Genomic DNA, 23,895 nt, shown 5'->3' with positions numbered 1-23,895 from the left:
CATGTTAACGATGGCAAGCCTCTACCCGTCAGCTTTCAGGTTGCCGGTGCGTTGGCTCTGCTACTCGGTTCATCCATGAGCCTCACTCGCTTGCCGCCGTCCCGGCCTCCCGAAATTTATCCGGTCGTCGTGATTAGCTACCTGGCTGCTCGTGGATCTCGCTAAAGAAGTAGTCTTTCCAGGAGTCAGCCTTATTTTTCAACACGCCAAGTTGGTGTAATTTCTCGGCATAGACATAGGTACGCTGTGGCGTAATGGTGAAATCGATTTCTGGATCTTCAACGATTTTTTTCACCAGCGCCGGGTCGAGTCGTGATTTTTCCACCCGGATATACGTTTCGGCGGCGGCAGGTTTATCAGCTTTGATAATCTGGGCGGCTTCGGCGAGCGCATCGTAGAATGCGCGATAGGTTTTCGGATTCTCATCATGAAATTTTTGAGTGGTGTAAAGCACATTGAATGTGGCCTGGCCTCCCAGCACATCATAAGAGCTGAGGATCTTGTGGACGTTGGCATGTTCCAGCGCCTGATACTGGAATGGCGGGCTGGAAAAATGCGTGTTGATCTCTGAGCCGCCGGCGATCAATGCCGCGCTGGCATCGGGATGAGGCAGGCTGACCGTGATTTTGTCAAAGCGCTTGAAGTCGTCAACGCCGTACTGTTTAGCGGTTTCAATCTGTAGCGTGCGAGACTGGAAGCCCACGCCGGCGGCGGGAACGGCAATGCGGTCTTTGTCGCTCAAATCACCAATGGTTTTGACCGCAGGATTATTACTGAGCAGATAGTTCGGCATCGATCCCAGAGAGGCAATGGCTTTGACGTTCTGCTTACCGCGGGTGCGGTCCCATACGGTTAACATCGGCGGTACGCCAGCAGAGGCGACATCCAGCGCGCCTGACAGCAGTGCTTCATTAATGGCGGTTGCGCCGGAGAGTGTGCGCCAGTCTACCTTGATATCGAGCCCTTGCTGTTTGCCGTGTTTTTCGATCAAATTTTGATCGCGCACGACATCCAATATCAGATAACCAATACCGAATTGTTGCGCAATACTGATATTCCCTTCCGCATTAGAGGCAAAAGACGCGAGTGTTAATCCAATTAATGCCGCCGCTCGCGTTAACCGACTGAGTTTTTTATTTTTAACTGTGCTATTCATTTTTTCTCTCTATTAATTATCAAATCATAAGAAAATTTTATGCGAATATACTTTCGATCCTGACGGACTTTTTAAATGGAGAATCTAGGTGAATCCTATTTTTTATGGTTGGTATTAATAAAGTTTTTTTTGGAATAACTTAGAAGAATTGTTCTTTTTATTAGTGAAGTTCGCTTTAACCCCCGGATATCTTTGCCTTAGAAGATTATTTGCTATCGATAGTTGTATTTCTCAGTTATGTATAAAACACCTGGCGTTATAGTGATGCCTATCTTGTTTAGGTCTGTGTTAAGAGGCAATTATGCCCGTATTTAGTCATCATTATTTGCGCGATTATTTACGCGCCAGATTGGTTGATATTGAGGTTGATGCCGTCGTGGCGGGTACCGTGGCGGATAATCTGGTGGAATCGAGTCTGAAAGGCCATGATTCACATGGCGTCAGCATGCTGCCGCGCTATATTGCGGCAATTCAGGAAGGCGGGTTATCGCCTTATGCCAATGCTGAAAAGACGCTGGATTTTGGCCCGCTGATTTCCTTTGACGGTCATCAGGGGTTCGGGCAGGTGGTGGCAAAACAGGCGCTGATACAAGGGATAGAACGTGCGCAGTCACAAGGCGTGGCGGTCATTAGTCTGGCGAATGCCCATCATCTGGGGCGTATTGGCGCCTGGGCGGAACAGGCCGCCGAAGCTGGGCTGGTTTCACTGCATTTTGCCAACGTCTATACCAAGCCTGTTGTATTGCCATGGCAGGGACAGCGCCCGCGTTTTGGCACGAATCCTTTCTGCGCGGGTATCCCTGTTGAAGGCGACGATCCCGTCATTCTGGATTTTGCGACCAGTGTGATTGCCGGTAATAAAGCGCGCATTGCCTGGAATGAAGGGAAGCAGCTGGCCCCGGGTTGTATTGTCGATAATGAAGGGAAACCCGCGATTGATCCACGCTGGTTGATGGAAGAACCGTTGGGGGCGCTGCTGTCTTTCGGACAACATAAAGGGTCAGGTTTATCACTGATTTGTTCTTTGCTGGGCGCCGCATTAACCGGCGGAAAAACAGAACGTACGGCAAAAGGCGAAGGTAAACAGATTATTAACAGCATGCTATCCATTTTAATTGATCCACAACGGTTAGGGGGCGCGGAAACCTATCAACAGGAAATTCCGGATTTATTAGCGTGGGTTCGTCAATCCCGGGATGATGGAGAATTATTACTGCCGGGCGATGCTGAAAAGAACCATTATCGCCAGCGTAGTGAAAATGGAATTTATGTTGATGACACCAGCTGGAAACAACTTTTTGAATTAAATAAGCAGGTCGCTTAATTCTTCTTTTAATTTATTGAATTTGTCAGTTATTTCATTCCATAGGGAAACATAATGAGAAAATTATTTGGTGCGTTAGGTCTTGGCAGCCTGTTTTTAATGACTTTGACTGTATCGGCGGCAGAAAAGATACCTGATGAGGTGCGGGTGGCCTACAGCGGCGGCTCGCAGGTATTGGTATTGTCCAAAGCTGACGGCTCATTGCAAAAAGCGCTGGGCGCACCGGTGAAATGGGTGCAATTCGCTTCTGGCGCCGATGCGCTGAATTATTTTGCCAGTAATGCGATAGATATCGCTAATTTTGGCTCCAGTCCGGCAGCGGCCGGCATTGTACGGAAACTACCGGTGGAGATTGTCGGTGTATCGGGTGTGATTGCGACCTATGAACGCCTGATTGCCAAACCGGGGATCGTCGCGCTTAAGGATATTGAAGGCAAACGGGTGGCTTATCCGCCCAATTCAACGGCACAGTATGCGCTTGAAGCCGCGATAACGGTCAACAAGCTCGATCGCAGCAAAATAAACCTGATCCCCCTGCGTCCTGCGGAAATGGTGGCGGCGTGGAAACGCGGCGATATTGACGCCGGCTATGTATGGGCGCCGTTTGCTCAGGAGCTGGAAGCCTCTGACGGTCATGCAATCTTCGCGACCAAGGATCTGCAAAAAGACGGCTATCTGATTTACAACAACTACGTGGTCAGAAAAGCGTTTGCCCAGCAATATCCGGAAACGGTGGCGCGCTTCCTTCGCGTCCATCAACAGAAGGTGGACGAATTCCGTCAGGATCCGGAGAAAGCGGCGGCCACAGTAGCAAAAGAAGTGGGCGCCCCTGTTACCACGGCAACCAATACGCTGTCGGGTCTGGAGTATCCGACGCTGGAACAGCAGGCTACCGCGGAGTGGCTGGGTGATGGCAGCCACACGGATCAGAGCGGTATCGGGCAGGCGGTCGCCAAAACGGCGCATTTCCTGGAAAGCATCGGCGAGGTTCGCCAGCGCGACATTCCCTCCTCATTTGCCGATTCCATTAATTCGTCCTATTTGAAGCAAGCGGCAAAAGGGAATTAACGGGTCGTGAAAAGAACGTCTTACGTGTTATTGAGCATTTCGTCCGTGGCGTTGGTTCTTGGTATGTGGCAATTAGCCGGGGTGAAGCAGTGGGTTGACCCGCTGCTTCTGCCGCCGCTGTCAGACATTGGGTTAACCGCCAGTGAACTGTTGCAGGATGGTTACCGACAGGTGCCGTTGTGGCAGCATATTGCGGTCAGTGTTGCACGCGCGCTGGGCGCGTTCAGCGTGGCGATCGTTCTCGGCGTACCGCTGGGGTTGCTGATGGGGTTATCCACCCCCGTTGCCGCTATTTTCAACCCTTTTGTCCAGTTTTTGCGTCCGCTGCCGAAAATCGCGCTGATCCCGCTGGCGGTGGTATGGCTGGGGATTGGTGAAGCATCCAAGTTCTTTCTTATCTTTATCGCCACGTTTCTCAGCGTGGTGGTCGGCGCCTGCGCTGCCGTCGAGCGTGTTGGCCGTTCCCGGATGCGGGTCGCGCAAACGCTGGGCGCCAGCCGCAGGCAGATCTTTTTCCATGTGGTGCTGCCCGATACGCTGCCCGAGTTGTTTACCACGGTGAGGCTGGCTATCGGCATCGGCTGGACATCACTGATTGCCGCGGAAATGGTTGCCGCCACCTCAGGTATCGGCTGGATGGTAATGAACGCCAGTTCCTATCTGAGCACTGACATTGTCATGCTGGGTATTTTATTGCTGGGCGGTATCGGTTATGCGCTCGATCTGTTATTGGTCGGCGCGCAGTATGTACTGGTGCCGTGGGCAGGGAAAGAATAATGGCGGATATTCATCAGCCAGACGCGGCGCATATTGTTGTCGAACGCGTGAGTCTCTCTTTCCCTTCACAAGGCCGTTCATCGCCGGGCGGAACGTTAACCGTGCTGGATGATGTGTCACTGCGGATTAGCAAAGGCGAATTTGTGGTGTTGCTTGGCCCCTCCGGCTGCGGCAAATCGACCATTTTAAATTTGATTGCCGGTTTTGAACAACCCAGCCACGGACGCGTGCTCTGTGACGGCGTCCCGGTTCGTGGACCGGGACCGGCGCGCGGGATGGTGTTTCAGCAGGCCAATCTGTTTCCCTGGTTGACCGTAATGGAAAACGTGACGTTTGGTCCCCGGATGCAAGGTGCCGATAAAGCCCGGATTCAGCATGAAGCGGCAGACTACCTCGCTCTGGTGGGGCTGGAAGGATTCCAGCAGCATTATCCATGGCAACTTTCCGGCGGCATGAAACAGCGTGTCGCATTAGCCCGCGCCTGGCTGCCTAACCCGAACGTGCTGTTGATGGATGAACCTTTCGGCGCGCTGGATGCGCAGACGCGTTTGATGATGCAGGAATTGCTGCTCGCCGCATGGCAGAAAACCGGAACAACGCTGCTGTTTGTCACGCATGATGTTGACGAAGCCCTGTTTCTGGCCGATCGGGTTTTGGTGATGTCGGCTCGTCCCGGTCGTATCGCGGACGCTATCGAACTGCCGTTTGGTCGGGAAAGAAATATTGAAACCTTGGCACAGCACCCTGACTACGCCGTGTTGAAGAAACGTATTCTTCATCGCGTACGTGAGGAAGCGCGTCGTCATCTCAATTTGTAAATCAGAATTCAAGGAGAAAGCTATGCATCTTGCCCGTTTCCCCCGTTTGTCTCTGGGACATTTCCCTACGCCGCTGGAGGCATTGCCGAATCTCTCCGCCTATTTAGGCGGACCGACACTTTATATCAAACGTGATGACGCCACCGGACTGGCAACCGGCGGTAATAAAACGCGTAAGCTGGAATTTCTGTTGGCTGACGCGCAACAGCAGGGCGCCGATATCATCATCACTCAAGGCGCGACGCAGTCAAACCATGTGCGACAAACGATTGCCGCGGCGGCAAAGCTGGGCCTTAAAACCAAGGTGTTACTGGAAAAGCGCGTTACCGATTATGGTGATGACTACCAGCGTTCCGGCAATATCTTGCTGGATCATCTGTTGGGCGGCGAGATTGTTGACCACCTGCCGGCCGGCGCCGATATGCAGCAGGCAATGGAAGAACTGGCCGACACTCTGCGTAAAGAGGGGTTTAAACCCTATGTGATCCCCGGCGGAGGCTCCAGCCCCGTTGGCGCTCTGGGCTATGTAGCCTGCGCGGAAGAATTGCTGTTTCAATCCAGCCAGCAGCGTTTGCGGATCGATCACATCGTGCATGCTACGGGCAGCACCGGGACGCAGGCTGGATTAGTCGCCGGGTTGACCGCGACCCACAGCCAGATCCCTTTGTTGGGGATTAGCGTCAGGGCGCCGAAAGAGAAGCAGGAAGAAAATGTGTATGCGCTGGCGCAACGAACCTGGCAACTACTGGGGATACCAGGCGAAATCCCGCGCGATGCCGTAAACGTCAATAGTGACTATGTAGGTAAAGGATATGGGATTCCGACAGAAGGTACGCTGGAAGCGCTGAGGCTGCTGGCGCAGTTGGAAGGCATTCTGCTCGATCCGGTCTATTCCGGCAAAGGTATGGCAGGGCTGATCGATTTGATACGTCAGGGGCATTTTCGTTCGGATGAGAATATTGTCTTTATTCATACCGGTGGTTCTGCTGGGTTATTTGGCTATCGCCAGCTTTTTGAACAGACGCCATCCTGATGAATACTCAGCCAGATAGCGCGCCGCTCATTGGCGTCCTGGGGGGCATGGGGCCGCTGGCGACGGTCGATTTGTTGCAGAAGATTATTACGGAAACGCCCGCCGGCCGCGATCAGGATCATGTCCCGGTGGTGGCCTGGAATGTGCCACAGATCCCGGATCGTCAGCAGGCGCTGGCAGGGACGGGGGAGTCGCCATTACCCGCTTTGTTGGCGGCGATTCGCCAGCTTAACCGGTTATCTGTCAGTCATATTGTGATCCCCTGCAACACCGCCCATCACTGGTTTGATGCGCTGGCCGCGGAAAGCCGCGCGCCGTTGCTTCATATCGCCGATGCCACGCTGGAATTGGTTGCGCATCTGGCAAAAGATCGGGTTCAGGCGCCACAGAAAGTCGGGCTGATTGCGACCGCAGGCACGCTCAGGGCAGGGTGGTATCAGCAGCGCCTGGCCGCGAAAGGGGCGATTACGCTGGAGCCGACTGAACAGGAAATGGCCATGTTTTTCGTACCGGGGTGCTATGCGGTAAAACGCGGCGAGCTACAAGAAGGAGGGGCGTTGCTTGAGCAACTGGCCGGGCGACTTGTCGATCGTGGCGCCGAATGGCTGGTATTGGCGTGTACGGAGGTCCCTCCGGCATTGGCTGCCGTGAAGTCGCGCTGGCTGGACATCAGCATTGATCCGACGCGGGCATTGGCGCAAGCCTGTGTCAACATATGGCTTTCACACCGTGAAGTGAGTGTTTCAACGTCACGTAATAGTGCTGACGAATCCCCGGAAAGGAATTAAGTATTTTTTGATATCGCCATATTCCCGCGAAAAGCCAGGGATCATGAGGAGGGCAGGGATAGCCCACAATAAAAAAAAACCGTTCGGTTTCCCGAACGGTTTTTTTCATACAGGGCGTATTGCTTAGATAAAGCCGTACATAGCAGCAAATACCCAGCCAAAGACACAGGATGTGAACACCCCGATTAAACCCGGCAGGATAAAGCTGTGGTTGATAACAAAACGACCAATCTTGGTGGTACCTGAACGGTCAAACTGGATGGCAGCCAGATCGCTTGGGTAGGTTGGCAGAATGTAATAACCATAACAGGCTGGCGCCGACGCTACGATATAGGCCGGATCGACACCGATGGCCAGTGCAACCGGGACAATCGCCGCCAGTGCCGCTGCCTGCGAGTTAACGAACTTGGATACCAACAGCAGAACAATCGCGTAGGCCCATGGGTACTGTTTAACCAAGGTTCCCAGCGTTGCTTTGATCTCTTCCAGATGCGCACCGAACATGGTTTCTGCCATCCAGGCAATACCATACACGGCCACGATGGCGATCATACCTGACCGGAACACTTCATTCTTGGAGATAGACGCTGGATTGGTTTTGGTTGCAATGATGATGATGGCACCGGCGAGCAGCATGAACATCTGGATGACCAGCACCATAGAGAGCGGTTTACCGTCAAAATGCGGCCGTAAATCTGCATCTGCCCCCAGAATGGCTACCGCGGCGATGGTTGCCAGGAAGATCCACATTGCCACCCAGTTGCTGCGAGGCAGCTTCTTGTCCAGCAGTGTGGCGGTGTCACCATAAACATATTGTTTGTTTTCTGGATCGGAAATGAACTTCTGGAAGTCCTCATCTTTATCCAAATCCTTGCCACGGAACCAGCTGAAAATACCGATTGCCAGAATCCCCAGCAGGGTAGATGGAATGGTGATCGACAGTAAATCAAGGAATCCCAAGTGTTTCCCTTGGAAAGTGAAATTACCCAGCATGGCGACCAGTGATACCACGGCTACCGATACCGGGCTGGCGATGATCCCCATTTGCGCACCGATGGAACTGGCCGCCATGGGTCTTTCTGGACGGATATTATTTTTGATGGCGACATCATAAATAATCGGCAGAATGGTATAAACCACATGGCCGGTACCGCACAGGATGGTCAGCGTACAGGTAACAAACGGTGCGATGATTGATACATACTTCGGATTGCGGCGCAACAGTCGTTCTGCGATCTGCAACATGACATCCAGACCCCCTGAGGCCTGAAGCGTTGCCGACGCGGCTACCACCGCGATGATAACCAGCATGACGTCAACCGGTGGTTTACCGGGTTGAAGTTTAAAGACAAACACCAGAATGACCAGCCCTATACCGCCTAGTAACCCCAGTGCGATCCCGCCTTTTCTAGCACCGTAGAAAAGGCAAATAAGGACGATGACTAATTGAATGATAAAATCCATAGATACCCCATTGCTCTGAATGACGAGTTAATTAATTAAGTTGGCTTACCTTCGTCGCGGGTACTATATGGATTATTTGTTATTAATTTTCTTGATCTAAATCTATTAATTTTTATGTTTCTCTCTTTTACTTTAAATAAATGGCATAGCTCTCAATAATTATTATTTCTTTGCTTTATTTAGTTTTTTAACTGTAAAATTAGTTTTTTAATATAAATTAAGTTTGAGCGGTAATAATCAGGTTAACGGATGTATCATAGATTATTCATTCATTGAATTGTTGTTCTATTTTTGTTGTAAGTTGGTTCTCTGTTTTGGTCTGTTAGGTTGCTTTATGAGTGCATTAACGCATTTTTATGGATGCATTCATTACTCAATAAGGTGTATTATAATTTTATCTTATTGATATTTATGATTTTTTTAAATAATTTAAATCTAAATCCTTTTTGATTATGAATGTCAATAATTGTGATCTCATACAGACCAAGAGTAAGGATAATGATTGATCTTTACTGCGTTTTCTTATCATAAATTGCCATTTTCCGCTGTTTTTTATTTTTGCCATACCGTTTTATTTAGGGGCTTATAGCGTTTAAAGTTATTAAAATAATATTTATATAAAATTTTTTAGAATATATTTTCGCTCATCTCCATTTGAAAATACAAAAAAAACGATATCTCCCCGGCCACAAAGGCAAGTACAGACGCGGGTTTGCCGGTGACCCGGGAGATGAGGCGACTAAGAGGCATGCGTGAAATAGGCGGAGAGCTGATGCAGCGTTTGTTCATCCAGCGTGCCGGCATAATAGCGGAGCTGTAGCCATGCGGTTAACCAGGTATAGCGCGCTTCGGTGAGGTCACGCCGTGCGCCATAAAGCTGTTGCTCGGCGTTGAGCACATCAAGGTTGACCCGTTCTCCGCCCTGAACGCTTTTTCGGGTGGCATTCACCAGCGCCAGCGCTGATTGCTCTGCTAATTCATAAGCCCGCATTTTCGCCTGACTGCTGGTCACCAGATTAAATTGGCGGCGCAGTTCGAGCTGAACGGCGGCGGTCTGCTCGTCTTTTTCCCTTGCTGTCTGCTGATAGCGTTCCTGAGCCTGTCGCGTGGCGGCGGAAACGCCCCCTCCGGCGAAAATCGGCACGCTCACCCGGATGCCGATCGAACGCGTATCGTATTTCTGGTTATAGCTGCTTTCCGTATCTGATTGGGTATTGCGTGTGCTGGCGACTAACGTGACCTGTGGCAGATGACCCGCCCGGTTGCGTTCAATTCCATATTTAGCCACGGCCAGCGACTGAGTGAGCGCCAGCAATTGCGCATTATGACGCAGAGCCAGTGTTTGCCAGTGTTGATAATTGGCTGGCTGGAGCTGGCGTGGTGTGAAACGCGGGGTTAGCGTGGCGAGTTGTTCTGCGGCGATCGGCATGCCCAGTAAGGTTTCCAGTTCGCGCAGGCTGATATCAAGATTATCCTGCGCTTCTATCAGTTGGGCATCGGTCAGGTTCAGTCTGGCCTCGGTTTCCAGAATGTCGGTCCGGGTGCCTTCGCCTTGCTGGTATAACCGCTGATTAAGCTGATATTGTTCCCGGTAAGCGCGCTGCTGAGCCTGCACCTGGGTAATCTGTTCCCGGCTGAACAGCACATTGCTATAGGCCTGAAATAAGCGCACCAGCAGCTGCTGGCTCTGATCCCGCAGTTGTTCATCAGCCAGTACGGCGCTGGCTTCTCCCTGTTGATAACGTGACCAGGCCTCGTAATCCAGCAGGGGTTGCTGCAAGGAAAAGCTGGAAACGTGACTATTATAGTCACGCTCGGACTTTTGGTTATTGCTGGTGACAGTGGAGTCATTACGTGACTGACTGTAGTCGTAATTGACTTTAGGCAACAGTCCGGCACGCCCGATATTCTTTTCTTCTATGCCGGCGTTGCGCGCATGAATGGCGGCCTGAAAGGCGGGATCGTGAATTAAGGCGCGCTGCCAGGCTTCCATTAATCCCAGCGCCTGACCCGGCGCGCTGTAGCTTAGTGTGAACAACCACAACAGCAGACGATAACGGCGGATCACACCGATGCGTGAAAAGCAAAGCATGATTATTCCTCGCTCAGGGCGATATGCAGACGATCGAATAACGGTTTGAACAGGTAGTTGAGCAATGAGCGTTCCCCCGTTCTCACAAATGCCTCAACCGGCATGCCGGGACGAACGTCCAGACCCGCCAACTGCTGTTTTCCTTGCTCATCAACGCGGATACGCAGGGCGTAGTAGGGGGTGCCAGTCTGTTGATCGACCAGTTGATCGGCGCCAATCAGCGTCACCACGCCCGAGATCCGCGGCGTCGTGGACTGATTAAACGCGGAGAAGAGCAACTCTACCGGTAAACCCTCCGCGATTCTGTCTACCAATTCGATAGGCAACTGAGCGTCAATCAGCAGCGGTTGTCCGTCAGGGACGATCTCCATCAGCATTTGCCCGGCGCTGACTACGCCACCTTCGGTATGCAGCGCCAGCCCGACAATCGTGCCGCTGACGGGCGCCCGGATTTGCGTATTTTGCAATTCATATTCGGCGGATTTCAGCCGATGTGTGATGTCCTGAATTGAAAGCTGGATATCAGCAAGCTGGGTGCGTACTTCCTTTTGATACTCGTTCTGTCGCTGGCGTATTTTTTGCTCCAGTTCGATGATCTGCTGCTGAATTTGCACGATGTTATTACGCTCCTGCGCAATGGCGCCAGCCAACTGTGCCGCCTGACGCTCTACGTCAAGCAGACGATTACGGGCGATATAGCCTTCCTGCGCCAGCGGTCGCAATCCCTGTAGCTGTTCGTTGATGATGTGATATTGCGTTTGGTTGCTGTTGAGCAACGCCTGTGCGCCTGTGGATTGCGCTTTTGCGCCCATTATCGCCGCTTGCATCGCCGCAAGCTCCTGTTGCAGCGCGGCCCGGCGACTAATAAACAGTTGCTGCTGCGACGCTCGAATTTGCTGCGAAATGTGTGCGGATGACGAGGGCGTGTCAGGAAAAATAATGGTTTCCTGATTATCGCGTTCTGCTTTTAAACGGGCTTCGCTCGCCTGCGCTTCCAGAAGCTGGGTCGACAGGTTATCGCGCTGGGCCTGTGCCGGGGTTTGATCCAGCGTCGCGAGCGGCTGGCCGGCCTGCACCCGTTCGCCGTCACGCACCGCGAGGGTCGCGATGCGTCCCCCGCTGACGGGTTGTACGGTTTTCCGGTTATCGGCAACGATAACGCGTCCTGATACGGCCACGCCTTTATCCAGCGGAGCTAACCCGGCCCAAAGCAACATGCCGCAAAATCCGAGCAGAACCAGCAGTATTCCGCGTTTTAAATAGCGTCCGGCATCGGTATGCAGGGGCATGACGGTAGGGTTTTCCGCGGCCTCGGTGAATGACGTATTCGGCTGACGTTTCAATTCGGGTAAGGCAGACATATCCATCCTCGTTGACAAGCACGGTCGTTGGACCATCGGATAATAAGCCAATCCCTGGCGTACAAACTCCTGAGTAACCTTTTCTGCATTGGATGAGGCAATTCTCGTTATTTATCCGGCACGGCTTTACGCGGGCCTGACGCGTTGTAAACCATACTTAACCCGGACGAACCGGGTAGGGATGGGCTGAATGCGTTAGCCGCTGCGGCGGTTTTAACCGGGGACGCCGGCCGGGCTGCGGCGGCTGACGGTTTGGTTGTCTGGGCCCGCTGTAGTTCTTTCAATACCTGATGCGTCTCGCCGAAATACTGGATTTGGCCCGCCCGCAGCACTAACAATTTATTGGCGCAGGAAAGCAAACTGGGTTTATGGGTAATCAGGATCTGGGTACTCAGCGCTTGCTGTTGCGCCGCGATAGAGGCCAATAGCGCTTTTTCTCCGTCTTCATCCAGGCTGGCGTTGGGTTCATCGAGCACGATCAGCCTGGGGCGATCGTAAATGGCCCGCGCCAGTGCGACGCGCTGTTTTTGTCCACCGGAAAGGCCGGTGCCGCCTTCACCCAGTTGCGTGTCGTAGCCTTGCGGTAAACGCAAAATCATCTCGTGTACGCCTGCGGTCATGGCGGCCGCCACGATTTTTTCGGCGTCGGGTTGATTGAACCGGGCAATATTCTCGGCGATGGTGCCGCTGAACAACTGGACATCCTGTGGCAGATAGCCGACGAAACGGCCCAGATGTTCTTTATCCCACTGATGAATATCTGCGCCATCCAGCCGGACTTTGCCGCTCAGCGGCGGGAGCGCGGCGACCAATAGCCGCGCCAGGGTGGATTTTCCCGATCCTGAATGGCCCAGAATCCCCAGTACATCGCCTGGAGAGAGTTCAAACGTCAGGTTAGCCAGTATCGGCGTGCGGGAATGCGGCAGGCCGGCGCTCAACTGCTCCACCTGTAACTTCCCCTGGGGCGCCGGTAAAGCCATGCCGGCGATTCGCACCGGGTTTTGATCCAACAGTTCATTCAGACGCTGCCAGGCAAGCCGCGCCTGCATCCACTGCTTCCAGACGGCAATGATCTGATCGATGGGGTTCAATACCCGACCGACCAAAATTGAACCCGCTATCATCATGCCGGGGGTGATCTCGCCGTTAACAGCCAGCAGTGCGCCCAGCCCCAGCATTAGCGATTGAAGCGCCAGACGGGTGCTTTTTGCCAGTGAGGTGATATTGGCGCTTTTTTCGCTGGCCACATTTTGGTAATGCAGAAATTGGCGATGCTGCGTCAGCCAGCGTTGACGCATGGTGCCCAGCATCCCCATGGCTTCGATCGCGTCGGCGTTGCGCAGATTCGCATTGGCCTGCTGCGTGGCCTGAACGGTAATTTTTGCCGCCTGCGCCAGGGGCTCGCGCGTCAGACGCTGGTTCAGCCACGCCAGTAGAATCAGTACGATGGCGCCGCTGAGCGCCATTATCCCCAGCCACGGATGCAACAGGAAAATCACCAGCAGATAAATCGGGAACCACGGGGCATCAAAAAAGGCGAACAGGGCATTGCCGGTAGCGAATTGGCGCAATGTGGTGAGATCGTTCAATGCCTGTCCGGCCCGGGCCGAACCACTTTTCAGATTATTTTCAAACGCGGCATTGTAGATACGCTGATTGAGCTGCATGTCCATTTGCGTACCGAGGCTGATCACGACGGCGCTGCGTATCCATTCCAGTAATCCCATCAATAAGAACAGCCCCAGCGTAATGACCGTGAGCATTGCCAATGTCATCGTATTGCCGGAAGGCAGGACGCGATCGTAAACCTGCAACATATAAATGGCGGGAACCAGCATCAGCAGGTTAATGACGGCGCTGAACAGACCAATCCCCCAGAATCCCTGACGGTACGTTGCCAGCGCGTCGATAATTTCCCTGCCTGATGAGGCCGAACGGGATACGGGCATGGGATAGTCCTTCCTCAATAGAATGGAAGCCTTGCCGTTAGCCGTACCGCTATTGACGAGGCTTCCCGGTAGTCATTACACTCGGATAACCGCTGCGGCGTTCGTTCTCTCTGCACCGCAGCGGTATTCTCTCAAACGGCTAAAAGGTGAGACTCTTAGCCGTTTTTTTTATGCAGCTAACAGGATGTCAGCGGTATCGGCTACGCCGACGACGTCGACGGTGGCATCTGTGGTAATCGCGGAATCAGATGTTGCCGTCGCGAAGCTCAGGCTATCCAGGCTGGCGTTAATATCAATACCGGCGCTGCTCAGCACGTCCAGCAGTGGCTGAACATTGCCGCTCATCAGACCGTAGACCACGTCATGTACAACGCCGCGGTTATCAACCGTCAAATTGGCAACGTCAGTTGAGAGATCCAGTCCACTAAAGGTGACTTCTGGTTCAGCAAGATAATAGGCGGTTCCAGCCGTGGTGCCACCTTGCAAGACATTACCGAATGTCAGGCTATCCAGATCGCCATACAGCGTATGGGCGGGGGCGGAGAAGAGGGTATAGGTCAGATCGCCTTCAGCAATGAGTGCGGAAAACTCATTTTGCGTACTCGTAATGCCATACTGAGTTCCGTCTATAAATGTGTCGCCACCGTAGAAGCCGCCGGTATTGTTTCCTCCGACCTCGGTATTGCCTGCCGTATGATTAACATCGCCGAATGCAGCTGACCATTCAGTCAGGTAATCGGTAATGCTGTAATCGGCATAGTAGCTATCGTAGGTAATTGCAAAACTCATAACAGACTCCTCATTAACTAACGATTGATATACACGGCAATCCGTGTATGCCGCGAAAGACGTCGGTTGATAACCGTCGCCCTTGCTTTCCTGTCATCTTTCTCAGATGACAGTGAAATCAGAATCGATATTCCACCCCGGCCTGCACGGTTCTTCCCCGGCTTGGGGTATACCCCAGTGATTCACCGTAGCTCACGATATAGGCGCGATTGGCAATATTCTCTACTGAACCTCGTAAGGTCAGACTGTCGGTCAGTTGGTAGCTGGCATACAGGTCATATACCCGATATTTAGGCCAGTCAGCTAAATAGGCCGAGTTGCTGGGCGCTGTCGCATCCTGATAGCCGGGAGCGAAACGCATGGTGATCCCCATATCCAGTTTGCGATCGAAAGCGCGGGCGCCCAGCGTCACTGAACCGCGATCCCCCGGCAGGTAAGCCGCGTTGCTGAACAAGAGCGTTTTCTGACAGTAGAAATCGCTGGCGGAGGTATCCACGGGCGTTGAGTAGTAGTTACCTCTGGAGCCGCCGACGGTGGTCACGCCGCCTAACCAGGCGACGGGCGCGCAGAAATCATTGTTACCGATCATGTGAGTGTAGGTGGCATCAACATAGAGGAAGCCAGCATCGTAATTCAGCTGATATTCCAACCCACGGAAGCGGCTTTTTGCCAGATTGTTCTGGAACACGGCGTTGCTGAGGGAATAGCCGTTATAACCCGGTTTATTTCTGGCTCCGTTCAGACTGATGTAGTTGCTGATCTTGGTATCGAAATAGGACATCTTGGCGACGATCCGGTCGCCTTCAAGCAACAGATCCGGATGTTGGATATTGAAACCGACTTCCCACGCGCGGGAACGCTCTGGCTTTAAGTTGGGGTTTGGATAAAGATAATAATTACCCGCGCTGTAGGTGCCGTTAGCAAAGGTTTCACTGACTGAAGGCGGACGCCATGACAGTCCGTAGCTGGTGTACAGTTGCAGCCAGTCAACGCCCGGTTTTACCCCGGCAAACAGCGTGGGCGATATCTTGCCGTGTTCGTCATCGACGTCCCAGTTCTGCGTAACCTCGTTAGTTAGCGGCGAGCAAAGCGCAATTGACCGTCCGGTGCAGGGGGCATCGACGGTGTAGGCAATCTCTCGATAACTGAGACTGGCAGTGCCGCGTAGCCGATAACGATCGTAGCGCATCCCGCCATGCAGGGTAAGCCAGTCGTCATAAGCATAATTCAGATTGGCAAACAGGCTTGCCATGGTGCGATTACCTGCGGGAGTGGCGCTGCTTGCGCTACTGCTATTACTGTCTGTTGTTATCTTGTCGTAATAGAGTTCCAGCCCGTAATCGGCGCTCAGGTCATGTGCGCCGCTAAACCAGAGTTTTGATGTGTTTTGTGCCTGTAAGCCGTAGGTTCGTAGCCGGGTACGTTCGCTATAAGCACTATTGGCGGACGTCGCGTAGTTATAGGTATCGTTGTCGGTATCGGCGTAATAGATCTTGGCTTTAAAATCCAGCCAGTTTTGGTTGTCTGGATTCAGGCTATAGTCCAGCGCCGTATTACGAGCCATGATTTCGCTTTGGCCGCTGGCTTTCCATCCCAGCTCAGAGTCAGAGAGATCGGACAACGTACCGGTATTTTCGGTAGAGGTCTGCGTTTGCATATAACTGAGCTGGATCCTCTGATTTGCCGGCATATTCCAACCAATTTTGGCCAGCCGCGATCGCATGGTATATGCCGCGTTGGTGACTTTCTGGTGTTTCAGATTCTCTGACCATGTGTCGTAATTGTTTGAACTGCCGGGGATCCGAATATTTCCGAGGTTGCCATCGTTACCCGGCCAGTAATCACCCAGATGGCGTTCGCTGGCACCGACCAGAATATCCCCGGTTTCATTGCCCAGCGCGAGAATACCGCTGCCAATAAAGTGGGTGCCGTTATCGCCGGTACTGGCGTGCAGCTTGCCGCCTAACTCCTTACCCGGCGCCAGAAAATCGCTGGCGTTAGCGGTATTGAATGTTGCCACGCCCCCCAGCGTCCCGGCGCTCCCCATGCTGTTCGTTGCGCCTTTTTCAACCGTGACGCCGGAGAGCAGTTCGGAATCGATATACATTTGTCCGTTACGCTGGCCATACCCCGTTTTCTGGAAGTTCTGCCGCATCCCGTCGATATTCATATTCACGCGGCCGAAGTCCTGAATACCGCGAATATTCACCGATAATGCGGGGTCCTGCTGGCTGACGCTGGAGTAGACCCCGGCGGACTGTTCCAGCATGTCGGCGGCGTGGCGGGCTGGGCGGTTATCCATCTGTTCGCGTGAAATCACGCTGATGGCCCGGGGTTGTTCGTAGATCCAGTCTCCGGGGTTGGCGACGCTCAGTGCCCGCACCACCATCGTGTCATCGACTTTTACACGGTCTACATGGGTCGCGCGGGGATGTAACGTAATGACGCCAACTGCGCTGATCTGGAAATCAACGGGATTGTTGCCAATTAACTGGCGTAGTCCTTGTTCTGGCGTAAAACGTCCCTGGAGCGGGTTGCCCTGCATGTTCTCCAGCTTTACATCGGCAAAAAACACCTGTAGGCCTGCCTGTTCAGCAAAACGCAGTAAGGCCGTGTGCAGGGGCTGTGCGCTGATGGAAAACGCCGCGATCCGGCTGGATTGCGCCTGATGCTCCGGTGCGACATGGGTTTCGGTCTGTGCTTTTGGCTGTGGGCTGAGCAACGAAAGCGCGATACCAATGGCAACGGAAAGTTTACTAGCCGGTAATAAACGGAGGGGTTGATATTGTAATATTTTGTCCATTTTGCCTGTTCTGCCGTCAATGAGATTATCAATAAGCGTTAAAAAACAGATGGATATATGTCCATTTGTTTCTTAATGAAAATGATAATAAAAATCATTACCTAAATATGAAGACGGCTGAGATTGCAGAACCCGTAAAAAAATCTTTAAATTTTTTTCCTCGGCGGGGTGTCGCGTGGTGACAGTGAAAATTTCCCAGCGGCTTTTATGGCGGGTTTTCCGTATCTTCTGGCTATTTTTCAGACCTGACCACGCCCGACAAAAACCGCAGGAGTGGCGGGGAGGTTTGGGGAGGATTAGTACAAGATGGTAACGCCGGGAAGCGTGACGGTTTTAGCGCCCAGTTCGGCGGTAATGGTTTTTAGCGCGCTATCCAATTCGTTCAGCGAAAAGATGCCGCTGACCTGGCTTTGACGCAATGCCGTGCCGGAAACGATCACCGTTCCGCTATGATAGCGATTGATGCGATCGACCACATCGGACAGCGGCTGCTGATTGAATACCAGCTGGCCGCGCGTCCAGTCGCTGCTGTCGCGGCTATTCCAGTCGGGGTCACGCGTCACGCCGTGTGGAGTGTAGCGCGCCGCCTGCTGTTCATCAAGGCGCAACGTTTGTCCGTTCGCTGTTACCTGAACGCTGTGTTCAACCACGCCGACGGTGGTCACCTGCGGGGTGTTCTGAATAATGAACTGGGTGCCGAGTGCCTGCGTGGTGCCTGACGCTGCATCGACCAGAAAGGGACGTTGCTCCAAGGTATTAACCGGCGCCGCCGTGAACCAGGCATTGCCTTGCAGCAGTTTTATCCGCCGTTCGTGCTGGTTGTAGGCGATAGCAATAGCGCTGCCCGCGTCCATCTCGACCTGGCTGCCATCAGGCAATGTGACGCTGCGAACCTGATTTTCAGCGCGATAATCTGCCCGCAGCATTAAAAATCCGTCGGAAAACCATGCCGTACCGAAGCTCAGTCCCAACAGCAATAGCGCCGCAATCCGCCAGTGGGCGAAGCGTTTTATCGGCGCCACACGCGGCTCAAACGCCTGTTTTTGCTCTGTACTGAGCGAACCCAACCCTTGCCAAAGCGTCCCGGCTTGTTGCAGGGCCAACGTATGGCGGGGATCCTGCTGTAGCCAGTGCTGAAATGCCTGTTCCTGCTCGTCTTCCAGTGGGGCTTCTGCCAGACGTATGGCCCATAATGCTGCCTGTTGCCTAATTTCAGGGGGATAATCTTTCATCTGGTAGGCCTGATTTTAATATGGTCTCTAAGTATGTAGACGTCTGGTAGTCATAAACCCGTAAATAATTTGTGATTATCTTCAGGTTAAACGGATATTCATCATGGCATTCAAGGCGTTGGCCAGATGTTTTTCGACAGTGCTGAGCGAAATGTTCAACTGTCGGGCAATCTGCACCTGCGTCATCTGTTCCAGCCGATGTAGACGGAATATCTGCTGAGAACGTTCAGGCAACGTAGATAAAACGACAGCCAGCCGTTCCAGTTCCTGCTGAGAGATTACCGCCTGATCGAGATGCGGCGTGATGTCCGGCAGATCGTCCAGCGGCGCATCGGCATCTTCGGCTGATGACGTCATTTGCCAGCGTTGCTGATGGCGAATGTGGTCGAGCAGTAAGTTATTGGCCGTTTTATAGAGGTAGGCTTTCTTATCCCCCACATCATTATGCTGCTCCAGCCGTTGTGCCAGACGCAGAAAACTCTCCTGCACCAAATCCGCCGCAGTCTGGGGGTCGCGCAGTTTATGATTAAGATACCGTTCTAACCGCTGAGCATAATGGTTGAAAAGTATTCTGAGTTCAGACTCTGACATCCCAACGTCCCGTCAGGTGACTTATCCCATCCTCTCAGGTGCAACGGCTCTCCTTTCTCCATCATCACGGCGTTATCTGAACGTATGGGATCGGTTCGCTTGCCGCAGTGCTGCACGTTGAAATCGACCGGATAAGGCCCTGAGTAATAAAAATATGATGTAATTGATAATTATTATCACATATGAACAAGCAGAAAGAAGAGTTAAATCTTCTTCAGATTGGCGGAATTCCCCCTTCGACTACACTTATCTTTGTATGTTTACTATTTTGCTGCTGAGGAAAGGTAATGACCACACAGGATCCGAAAGACGTGACCGTCAGCGAAGGACTTGCCAAAGTGCATGAAGCGTCCGAACAACTGACTGACGAGGAGATTGAGACCCTGGCGGAAGAAGCGCGGGAAGCCGCGACACAAACGCAAAATGAGCCGGGAAAGACGCCATAGGACGAGAGCGGTGCTGGTCAATTCTGCAAAGTGGCAGATATCTTGCAGGCAGAAAGCGTGTGGATAGCGAGGTATACGTGAGAACTCCAGTAATTTTCTGTTCATAAGGAAAGCGTTATGCATGACAAATTGCTTATAGAGGGGAAGCTGGTTGCGGGTCAGGGGGAAGCGCTGGCGATTTTTAATCCGGCCAATGGCGAGGAAATTGCCTCGATTGCTCAGGCAGATTTGCACCAGGTTGATGCAGCGGTAAAAGCGGCAGATACGGCGTTTGTTCAGTGGGGACAGACTACGCCTAAAACGCGCGCTATCTTGTTGCTGCAAATTGCCGATGCCATCGAAGCGCATGCCGAGGAATTTGCCCGTCTTGAATCGCTCAACTGCGGTAAGCCTTATCATGCGGCGCTGAATGATGAGATCCCGGCGGTGGCGGATGTGTTTCGCTTCTTTGCCGGTGCGGCGCGCTGCCTGACGGGATCGGCAGCAGGAGAATATCTGGAAGGACATACGTCAATGATTCGGCGCGATCCGGTTGGCGTGGTGGCCTCTATCGCACCGTGGAACTACCCGCTGATGATGGCGTCATGGAAACTGGCTCCGGCATTGGCGGCGGGGAACTGCGTGGTGCTGAAACCAGCGGAACAAACCCCGCTGACTACTTTTCATTTAGCACACCTGCTGGCGGATATTCTGCCTGCCGGGGTGGTCAATATTCTGTTCGGACGCGGGGCGGATATCGGCGATGCGCTGACCGGTCATGAGCGGGTGCGTATGGTATCGCTGACCGGTTCGATTGCGACGGGGGCACACATTCTTTCCCATACGGCCGCCAGTGTAAAACGCACGCATATGGAATTAGGGGGCAAAGCCCCGGTGATTGTATTTGACGATGCGGATATCGATCAGGTGGTCGAGGGTATCCGGAGTTTTGGTTTCTACAATGCCGGACAGGATTGTACCGCGGCCTGTCGTTTGTATGTGCATCGCGCCATTTATGACGATGTGGTCGATGCCCTGGGTAAAGCGGTTGCCACGTTGAATATGGGCGATCCGCGGGATGAAGCAACCGAGCTGGGCCCGTTGATTACCGCACAACAGTTGGAAAGGGTGGCGGGATTTGTCGAACGAGCCAAGGCATTGCCTCATATTACGGTAGTCACCGGCGGAGAGCGTGTAAAAGGGGCGGGGTATTACTTCCAGCCGACGGTTCTGGCTGGTGCGCGGCAGGAAGATGAGATCGTGCAGAAAGAGGTGTTCGGACCGGTGATTTCCATTACGCCATTTGATGATGAAGCGCAGGTGGTGGGCTGGGCCAATGCTTCGAATTACGGATTGGCGTCATCCGTCTGGACGCGGGATATCGGTCGGGCTCATCGTCTTGCGGCGTGTCTGCAATACGGCTGCACCTGGGTTAACACGCACTTTATGCTGGTCAGCGAAATGCCGCATGGCGGACAGAAACTGTCTGGCTATGGGAAAGATATGTCGATGTATGGACTGGAGGACTACACCATCGTGCGGCATATCATGATTAAGCATTAACCTCGTCTGGTATGACCGGCATTCATGCCGGTCATACTCACCGCCGGGCCATTTCTTACGCCGAAAGAAGCCCATACCGCGTCTGTTCTGACGTTATCGCGTTGTATTTACTCCCGATAATTTGTTTGCACCAAAATGATGCAGTGCGCACGATCAAGGTGCGTCTTTTCCTTATGCCTCTCTTTTCACCCCGATTTAACCATAATCAGTGGATTTTAATTCTAAATGTAAAGATTTATTTTAATTTTTATTTCAGTTTTATTGGTTATGTCAGATTTTAATATTTAATTCGCTTTTTTAGCAGGCGGCTGGCGTGTTATGTGCATTAATTAAGTTGATATCGCGTGATGTCCGTTAGCAAGGAGTCTATTTTGTCCAGATTACACGCACACCTCAACCCGCTAGAGTGTACTCAGCAGGCGCTAGATTGGATTAACAGTGACACATTAACCCACGATGAGATGGCCTCATTGAACCGGGAAGTTTTGAGTTGTTTTCGTGAATACGTCAATCCGGGTTTTCTGGAGTACAGAAAATCTGTCACCACAGGAGGCGATTACGGCGCGGTCGAATGGCGCGCAAGTGGCCCGAATACGTTAGTTGATACCCAGGGAAATGAATATCTCGACTGCCTCGGCGGTTACGGTATTTTCAACGTTGGACATCGCAACCCCAAAGTTATTGCGGCAGTGGAACAGCAGCTCGCCAAGCAGCCCCTGCACAGTCAGGAATTGCTTGACCCGTTACGCGCCCTGCTGGCAAAAACGCTGGCGGCGTTAACGCCGGGGAATCTGAAATACAGCTTCTTTAGCAATAGCGGAACGGAATCGGTTGAGGCGGCGCTGAAGCTGGCCAAGGCTTATCAGTCCCCGCGTGGTAAATACACCTTTATTGCCGCAACGGGCGCGTTTCACGGTAAGTCATTAGGGGCGTTGTCTGCCACGGCCAAGTCCGCGTTTCGCCGTCCTTTCATGCCGTTACTTCCTGGTTTTCACCATGTTCCCTTTGGCGATATCAGCGCCATGCGGAAGCAGGTTCATCAATGCCAGAAGACCGGAGACGATGTGGCCGCCATTATCCTTGAACCTATTCAGGGGGAAGGCGGTGTGATAGTGCCACCGGATAATTACTTGCCTGCGGTCAGAGCGTTATGCGATGAGGTTGGGGCATTGCTGATTCTGGATGAAGTACAAACCGGAATGGGGCGCACGGGTAAAATGTTTGCCTGTGAGCACTACGGGGTTCAGCCTGATATCCTGTGTCTGGCCAAGGCGTTGGGTGGCGGCGTGATGCCGATTGGCGCCACGGTGGCAACGGAAGAGGTCTTTTCCGTGCTGTTTGAAAACCCGTTCCTGCACACCACGACGTTTGGTGGCAACCCGTTGGCTTGCGCCGCTGGACTGGCGACTATCAACGTTTTGCTGACCGAAAAACTGCCGGATCAGGCTGCGTCACAAGGCGCGTTTTTATTAAAAGGGTTAAGGCAACTTGCGGCTGACTATCCCGAGTTGATTGTCGAGACTCGCGGCATGGGCTTATTGCAGGCTATCGAGTTCAGTAAAAACGAGATCGGTTATGCGTTTGCGAAAGAACTTTTCCAACGTAACGTACTGGTCGCGGGAACGCTGAATAATGCGAAATCAGTCAGGATTGAGCCACCGCTAACCATCACCCGGGCTCAGTGCGCTCGCGTGCTGAAGGAAGCCGGTGAGGTACTAAAAAAGCTCAGAGGCATGATGCCTGACGAAAGTAAAATGAAGGAATATGCGGTAGAGTGAAAAGCACGCGACAGACATGCAGCATAAAATTGCTGTCACACCGAAAGCCAGTCAGATAAAACTGACTGGTTTTTTTACGGCGAGTGATCCCTGTCTGCCACCCTTCGGGTCGTCGCCGGCGATGTTACAAGGTTCCGGTGTTTTCTACGGGTAACCGCTAGATTTCGATCAGACGCTTAAACAGGGTCTGCTGGATATCCTGTTTTTGAGACAGAATTACATGAGTGGTTATCAAGGATTGTTCGGTTGAATAAATGACGCGATAGCCGTTGCTGGTATTGCATTCACGGTATTTATCGCAGCCAATTTTCAAGAGCTCAGGAACAATCTGACACCCGTTCGGGAAAGTGGACACTTTTGCTTCGAATTCGTTGATAATTTTCTCAATGACAGGCAGTGGCTTGACATCAACTTTCTGAAGGTAATAAGCGATGTCGCTCAGGGTACTTTTCGCTGTTTCCGTGTACTCAATGTTAACGTCCCTGGTCATTATTTGAATCTCTCCAATTTCCGTCGTGTTATTTATCTATATCTGCGAGTAATTGGTCACGAGAGTAAACCTTCCCCTGTTTTTTATCCCTTTCAGAAAGGGTGAGAAGTTTGAGTAACGCAATGGCATCATCCCGCTGTTTCCGCGCTTCGTATGATTCAATCACATAAGCAGGAACACCATTCTGCGTAACCATGATCGGTTCAGACAGATCAAGTGCAGCGGCATGTTTTTTGACAAAACTAATGGTTTCTACCTTCATGCTTCCTGTCCCCGTATTAGTGCATTTGGTCCGAAATAGATATTGTATGGTCTGAATTTAGTCTCTATTTAATCTGTTTTCAAGATGCTATCTGCTGGTAATAGCGAAAGCCAGTCAGATAAAACTGACTGG

20 protein-coding genes are annotated in these 23,895 nt (G+C 52.4%); 9 read left to right on the top strand and 11 right to left on the bottom strand.

Annotated features, from left to right (window positions below; translation table 11 throughout):
• Positions 1-133: 133 nt before the first annotated feature.
• Positions 134-1,156, bottom strand: coding sequence for an ABC transporter substrate-binding protein (locus tag B4923_RS06035; protein ID WP_109053466.1), 1,023 nt, complete (start codon positions 1,154-1,156; stop codon positions 134-136).
• Positions 1,157-1,457: 301 nt separating this feature from the next.
• On the opposite strand from B4923_RS06035, the gene B4923_RS06030 reads away from it, so the two are divergent.
• The 6 genes from B4923_RS06030 to cuyB all read left to right on the top strand — a co-directional run bounded on the left by B4923_RS06030 (position 1,458) and on the right by cuyB (position 6,964).
• On the top strand, positions 1,458-2,480 hold the full coding sequence (locus B4923_RS06030) for a malate/lactate/ureidoglycolate dehydrogenase (protein WP_109053465.1): 1,023 nt from the start codon (positions 1,458-1,460) through the stop codon (positions 2,478-2,480).
• 99 nt (positions 2,481-2,579) lie between these two features.
• Positions 2,580-3,548 (top strand): taurine ABC transporter substrate-binding protein, encoded by a 969-nt coding sequence (locus tag B4923_RS06025; protein WP_425428595.1) that lies wholly within the window; start codon positions 2,580-2,582, stop codon positions 3,546-3,548.
• A 6-nt stretch (positions 3,549-3,554) separates the two neighbouring features.
• Positions 3,555-4,325, top strand: coding sequence for an ABC transporter permease (locus tag B4923_RS06020; protein WP_109053463.1), 771 nt, complete (start codon positions 3,555-3,557; stop codon positions 4,323-4,325).
• Positions 4,325-5,143 (top strand): ABC transporter ATP-binding protein, encoded by an 819-nt coding sequence (locus B4923_RS06015; protein WP_109053462.1) that lies wholly within the window; start codon positions 4,325-4,327, stop codon positions 5,141-5,143. The genes B4923_RS06020 and B4923_RS06015 overlap by 1 nt, the downstream gene beginning before the upstream one ends.
• A gap of 22 nt (positions 5,144-5,165) precedes the next feature.
• Complete coding sequence (gene cuyA / locus B4923_RS06010) at positions 5,166-6,176, top strand: D-cysteate sulfo-lyase (protein WP_109053461.1); 1,011 nt, start codon at positions 5,166-5,168, stop codon at positions 6,174-6,176.
• Positions 6,176-6,964 carry a cysteate racemase gene (cuyB, locus tag B4923_RS06005; protein ID WP_109053460.1) on the top strand — a complete coding sequence of 263 codons (789 nt, stop codon included), beginning with the start codon at positions 6,176-6,178 and terminating at the stop codon, positions 6,962-6,964. The genes cuyA and cuyB overlap by 1 nt, the downstream gene beginning before the upstream one ends.
• A gap of 123 nt (positions 6,965-7,087) precedes the next feature.
• Here the strand turns inward: cuyB and B4923_RS06000 are convergent, their stop codons facing one another.
• From B4923_RS06000 to B4923_RS05965, 8 genes are all read right to left on the bottom strand, one after another.
• Positions 7,088-8,428, bottom strand: a complete 1,341-nt coding sequence (locus B4923_RS06000) for an anaerobic C4-dicarboxylate transporter (RefSeq protein ID WP_109053459.1) — start codon at positions 8,426-8,428, stop codon at positions 7,088-7,090.
• A gap of 739 nt (positions 8,429-9,167) precedes the next feature.
• Positions 9,168-10,520: a TolC family outer membrane protein gene (locus tag B4923_RS05995; protein ID WP_109053458.1), complete on the bottom strand. Its 1,353-nt coding sequence runs from the start codon at positions 10,518-10,520 to the stop codon at positions 9,168-9,170.
• 2 nt (positions 10,521-10,522) lie between these two features.
• Positions 10,523-11,881, bottom strand: coding sequence for an HlyD family type I secretion periplasmic adaptor subunit (locus tag B4923_RS05990; RefSeq protein WP_109053457.1), 1,359 nt, complete (start codon positions 11,879-11,881; stop codon positions 10,523-10,525).
• Positions 11,882-11,988: 107 nt separating this feature from the next.
• Entirely contained in the window at positions 11,989-13,830 is a 1,842-nt protein-coding gene (locus tag B4923_RS05985; protein WP_109053456.1) for a type I secretion system permease/ATPase, read from the bottom strand.
• Positions 13,831-13,998: 168 nt separating this feature from the next.
• A complete protein-coding gene (locus B4923_RS05980) occupies positions 13,999-14,619 on the bottom strand; it encodes a heme acquisition protein HasA (RefSeq protein ID WP_109053455.1) in 621 nt (206 codons plus the stop codon).
• A gap of 118 nt (positions 14,620-14,737) precedes the next feature.
• Entirely contained in the window at positions 14,738-17,422 is a 2,685-nt protein-coding gene (locus B4923_RS05975) for a TonB-dependent receptor (protein ID WP_109053454.1), read from the bottom strand.
• Between the two features lie 296 nt (positions 17,423-17,718).
• The gene (locus B4923_RS05970) at positions 17,719-18,654 is read right to left on the bottom strand and encodes a FecR family protein (RefSeq protein ID WP_109053453.1); all 936 of its coding nucleotides are present in this window, start codon (positions 18,652-18,654) and stop codon (positions 17,719-17,721) included.
• Between the two features lie 81 nt (positions 18,655-18,735).
• Positions 18,736-19,245, bottom strand: coding sequence for an RNA polymerase sigma factor (locus tag B4923_RS05965; RefSeq protein ID WP_109053452.1), 510 nt, complete (start codon positions 19,243-19,245; stop codon positions 18,736-18,738).
• 287 nt (positions 19,246-19,532) lie between these two features.
• On the opposite strand from B4923_RS05965, the gene B4923_RS20850 reads away from it, so the two are divergent.
• From B4923_RS20850 to ygjG, 3 genes are all read left to right on the top strand, one after another.
• A complete protein-coding gene (locus tag B4923_RS20850) occupies positions 19,533-19,691 on the top strand; it encodes a hypothetical protein (RefSeq protein ID WP_170116019.1) in 159 nt (52 codons plus the stop codon).
• A 117-nt stretch (positions 19,692-19,808) separates the two neighbouring features.
• Positions 19,809-21,233 carry an aminobutyraldehyde dehydrogenase gene (gene patD, locus B4923_RS05960; protein WP_109053451.1) on the top strand — a complete coding sequence of 475 codons (1,425 nt, stop codon included), beginning with the start codon at positions 19,809-19,811 and terminating at the stop codon, positions 21,231-21,233.
• A 371-nt stretch (positions 21,234-21,604) separates the two neighbouring features.
• On the top strand, positions 21,605-23,011 hold the full coding sequence (gene ygjG / locus B4923_RS05955) for a putrescine aminotransferase (protein ID WP_211313929.1): 1,407 nt from the start codon (positions 21,605-21,607) through the stop codon (positions 23,009-23,011).
• A 157-nt stretch (positions 23,012-23,168) separates the two neighbouring features.
• Here ygjG and B4923_RS05950 read toward each other — a convergent pair whose 3' ends face one another.
• Both B4923_RS05950 and B4923_RS05945 read right to left on the bottom strand, forming a co-directional pair.
• Positions 23,169-23,501, bottom strand: a complete 333-nt coding sequence (locus B4923_RS05950; RefSeq protein ID WP_109053449.1) for a type II toxin-antitoxin system RelE/ParE family toxin — start codon at positions 23,499-23,501, stop codon at positions 23,169-23,171.
• Positions 23,502-23,529: 28 nt separating this feature from the next.
• Positions 23,530-23,763, bottom strand: coding sequence for a type II toxin-antitoxin system Phd/YefM family antitoxin (locus B4923_RS05945; protein WP_109053448.1), 234 nt, complete (start codon positions 23,761-23,763; stop codon positions 23,530-23,532).
• Positions 23,764-23,895 lie beyond the last annotated feature (132 nt).

The organism is Brenneria roseae subsp. americana (genome assembly GCF_003115815.1).
Classification (GTDB): Bacteria; Pseudomonadota; Gammaproteobacteria; order Enterobacterales; family Enterobacteriaceae; genus Brenneria; species Brenneria roseae.
This window is presented reverse-complemented; position numbering and strand designations above follow the sequence as displayed.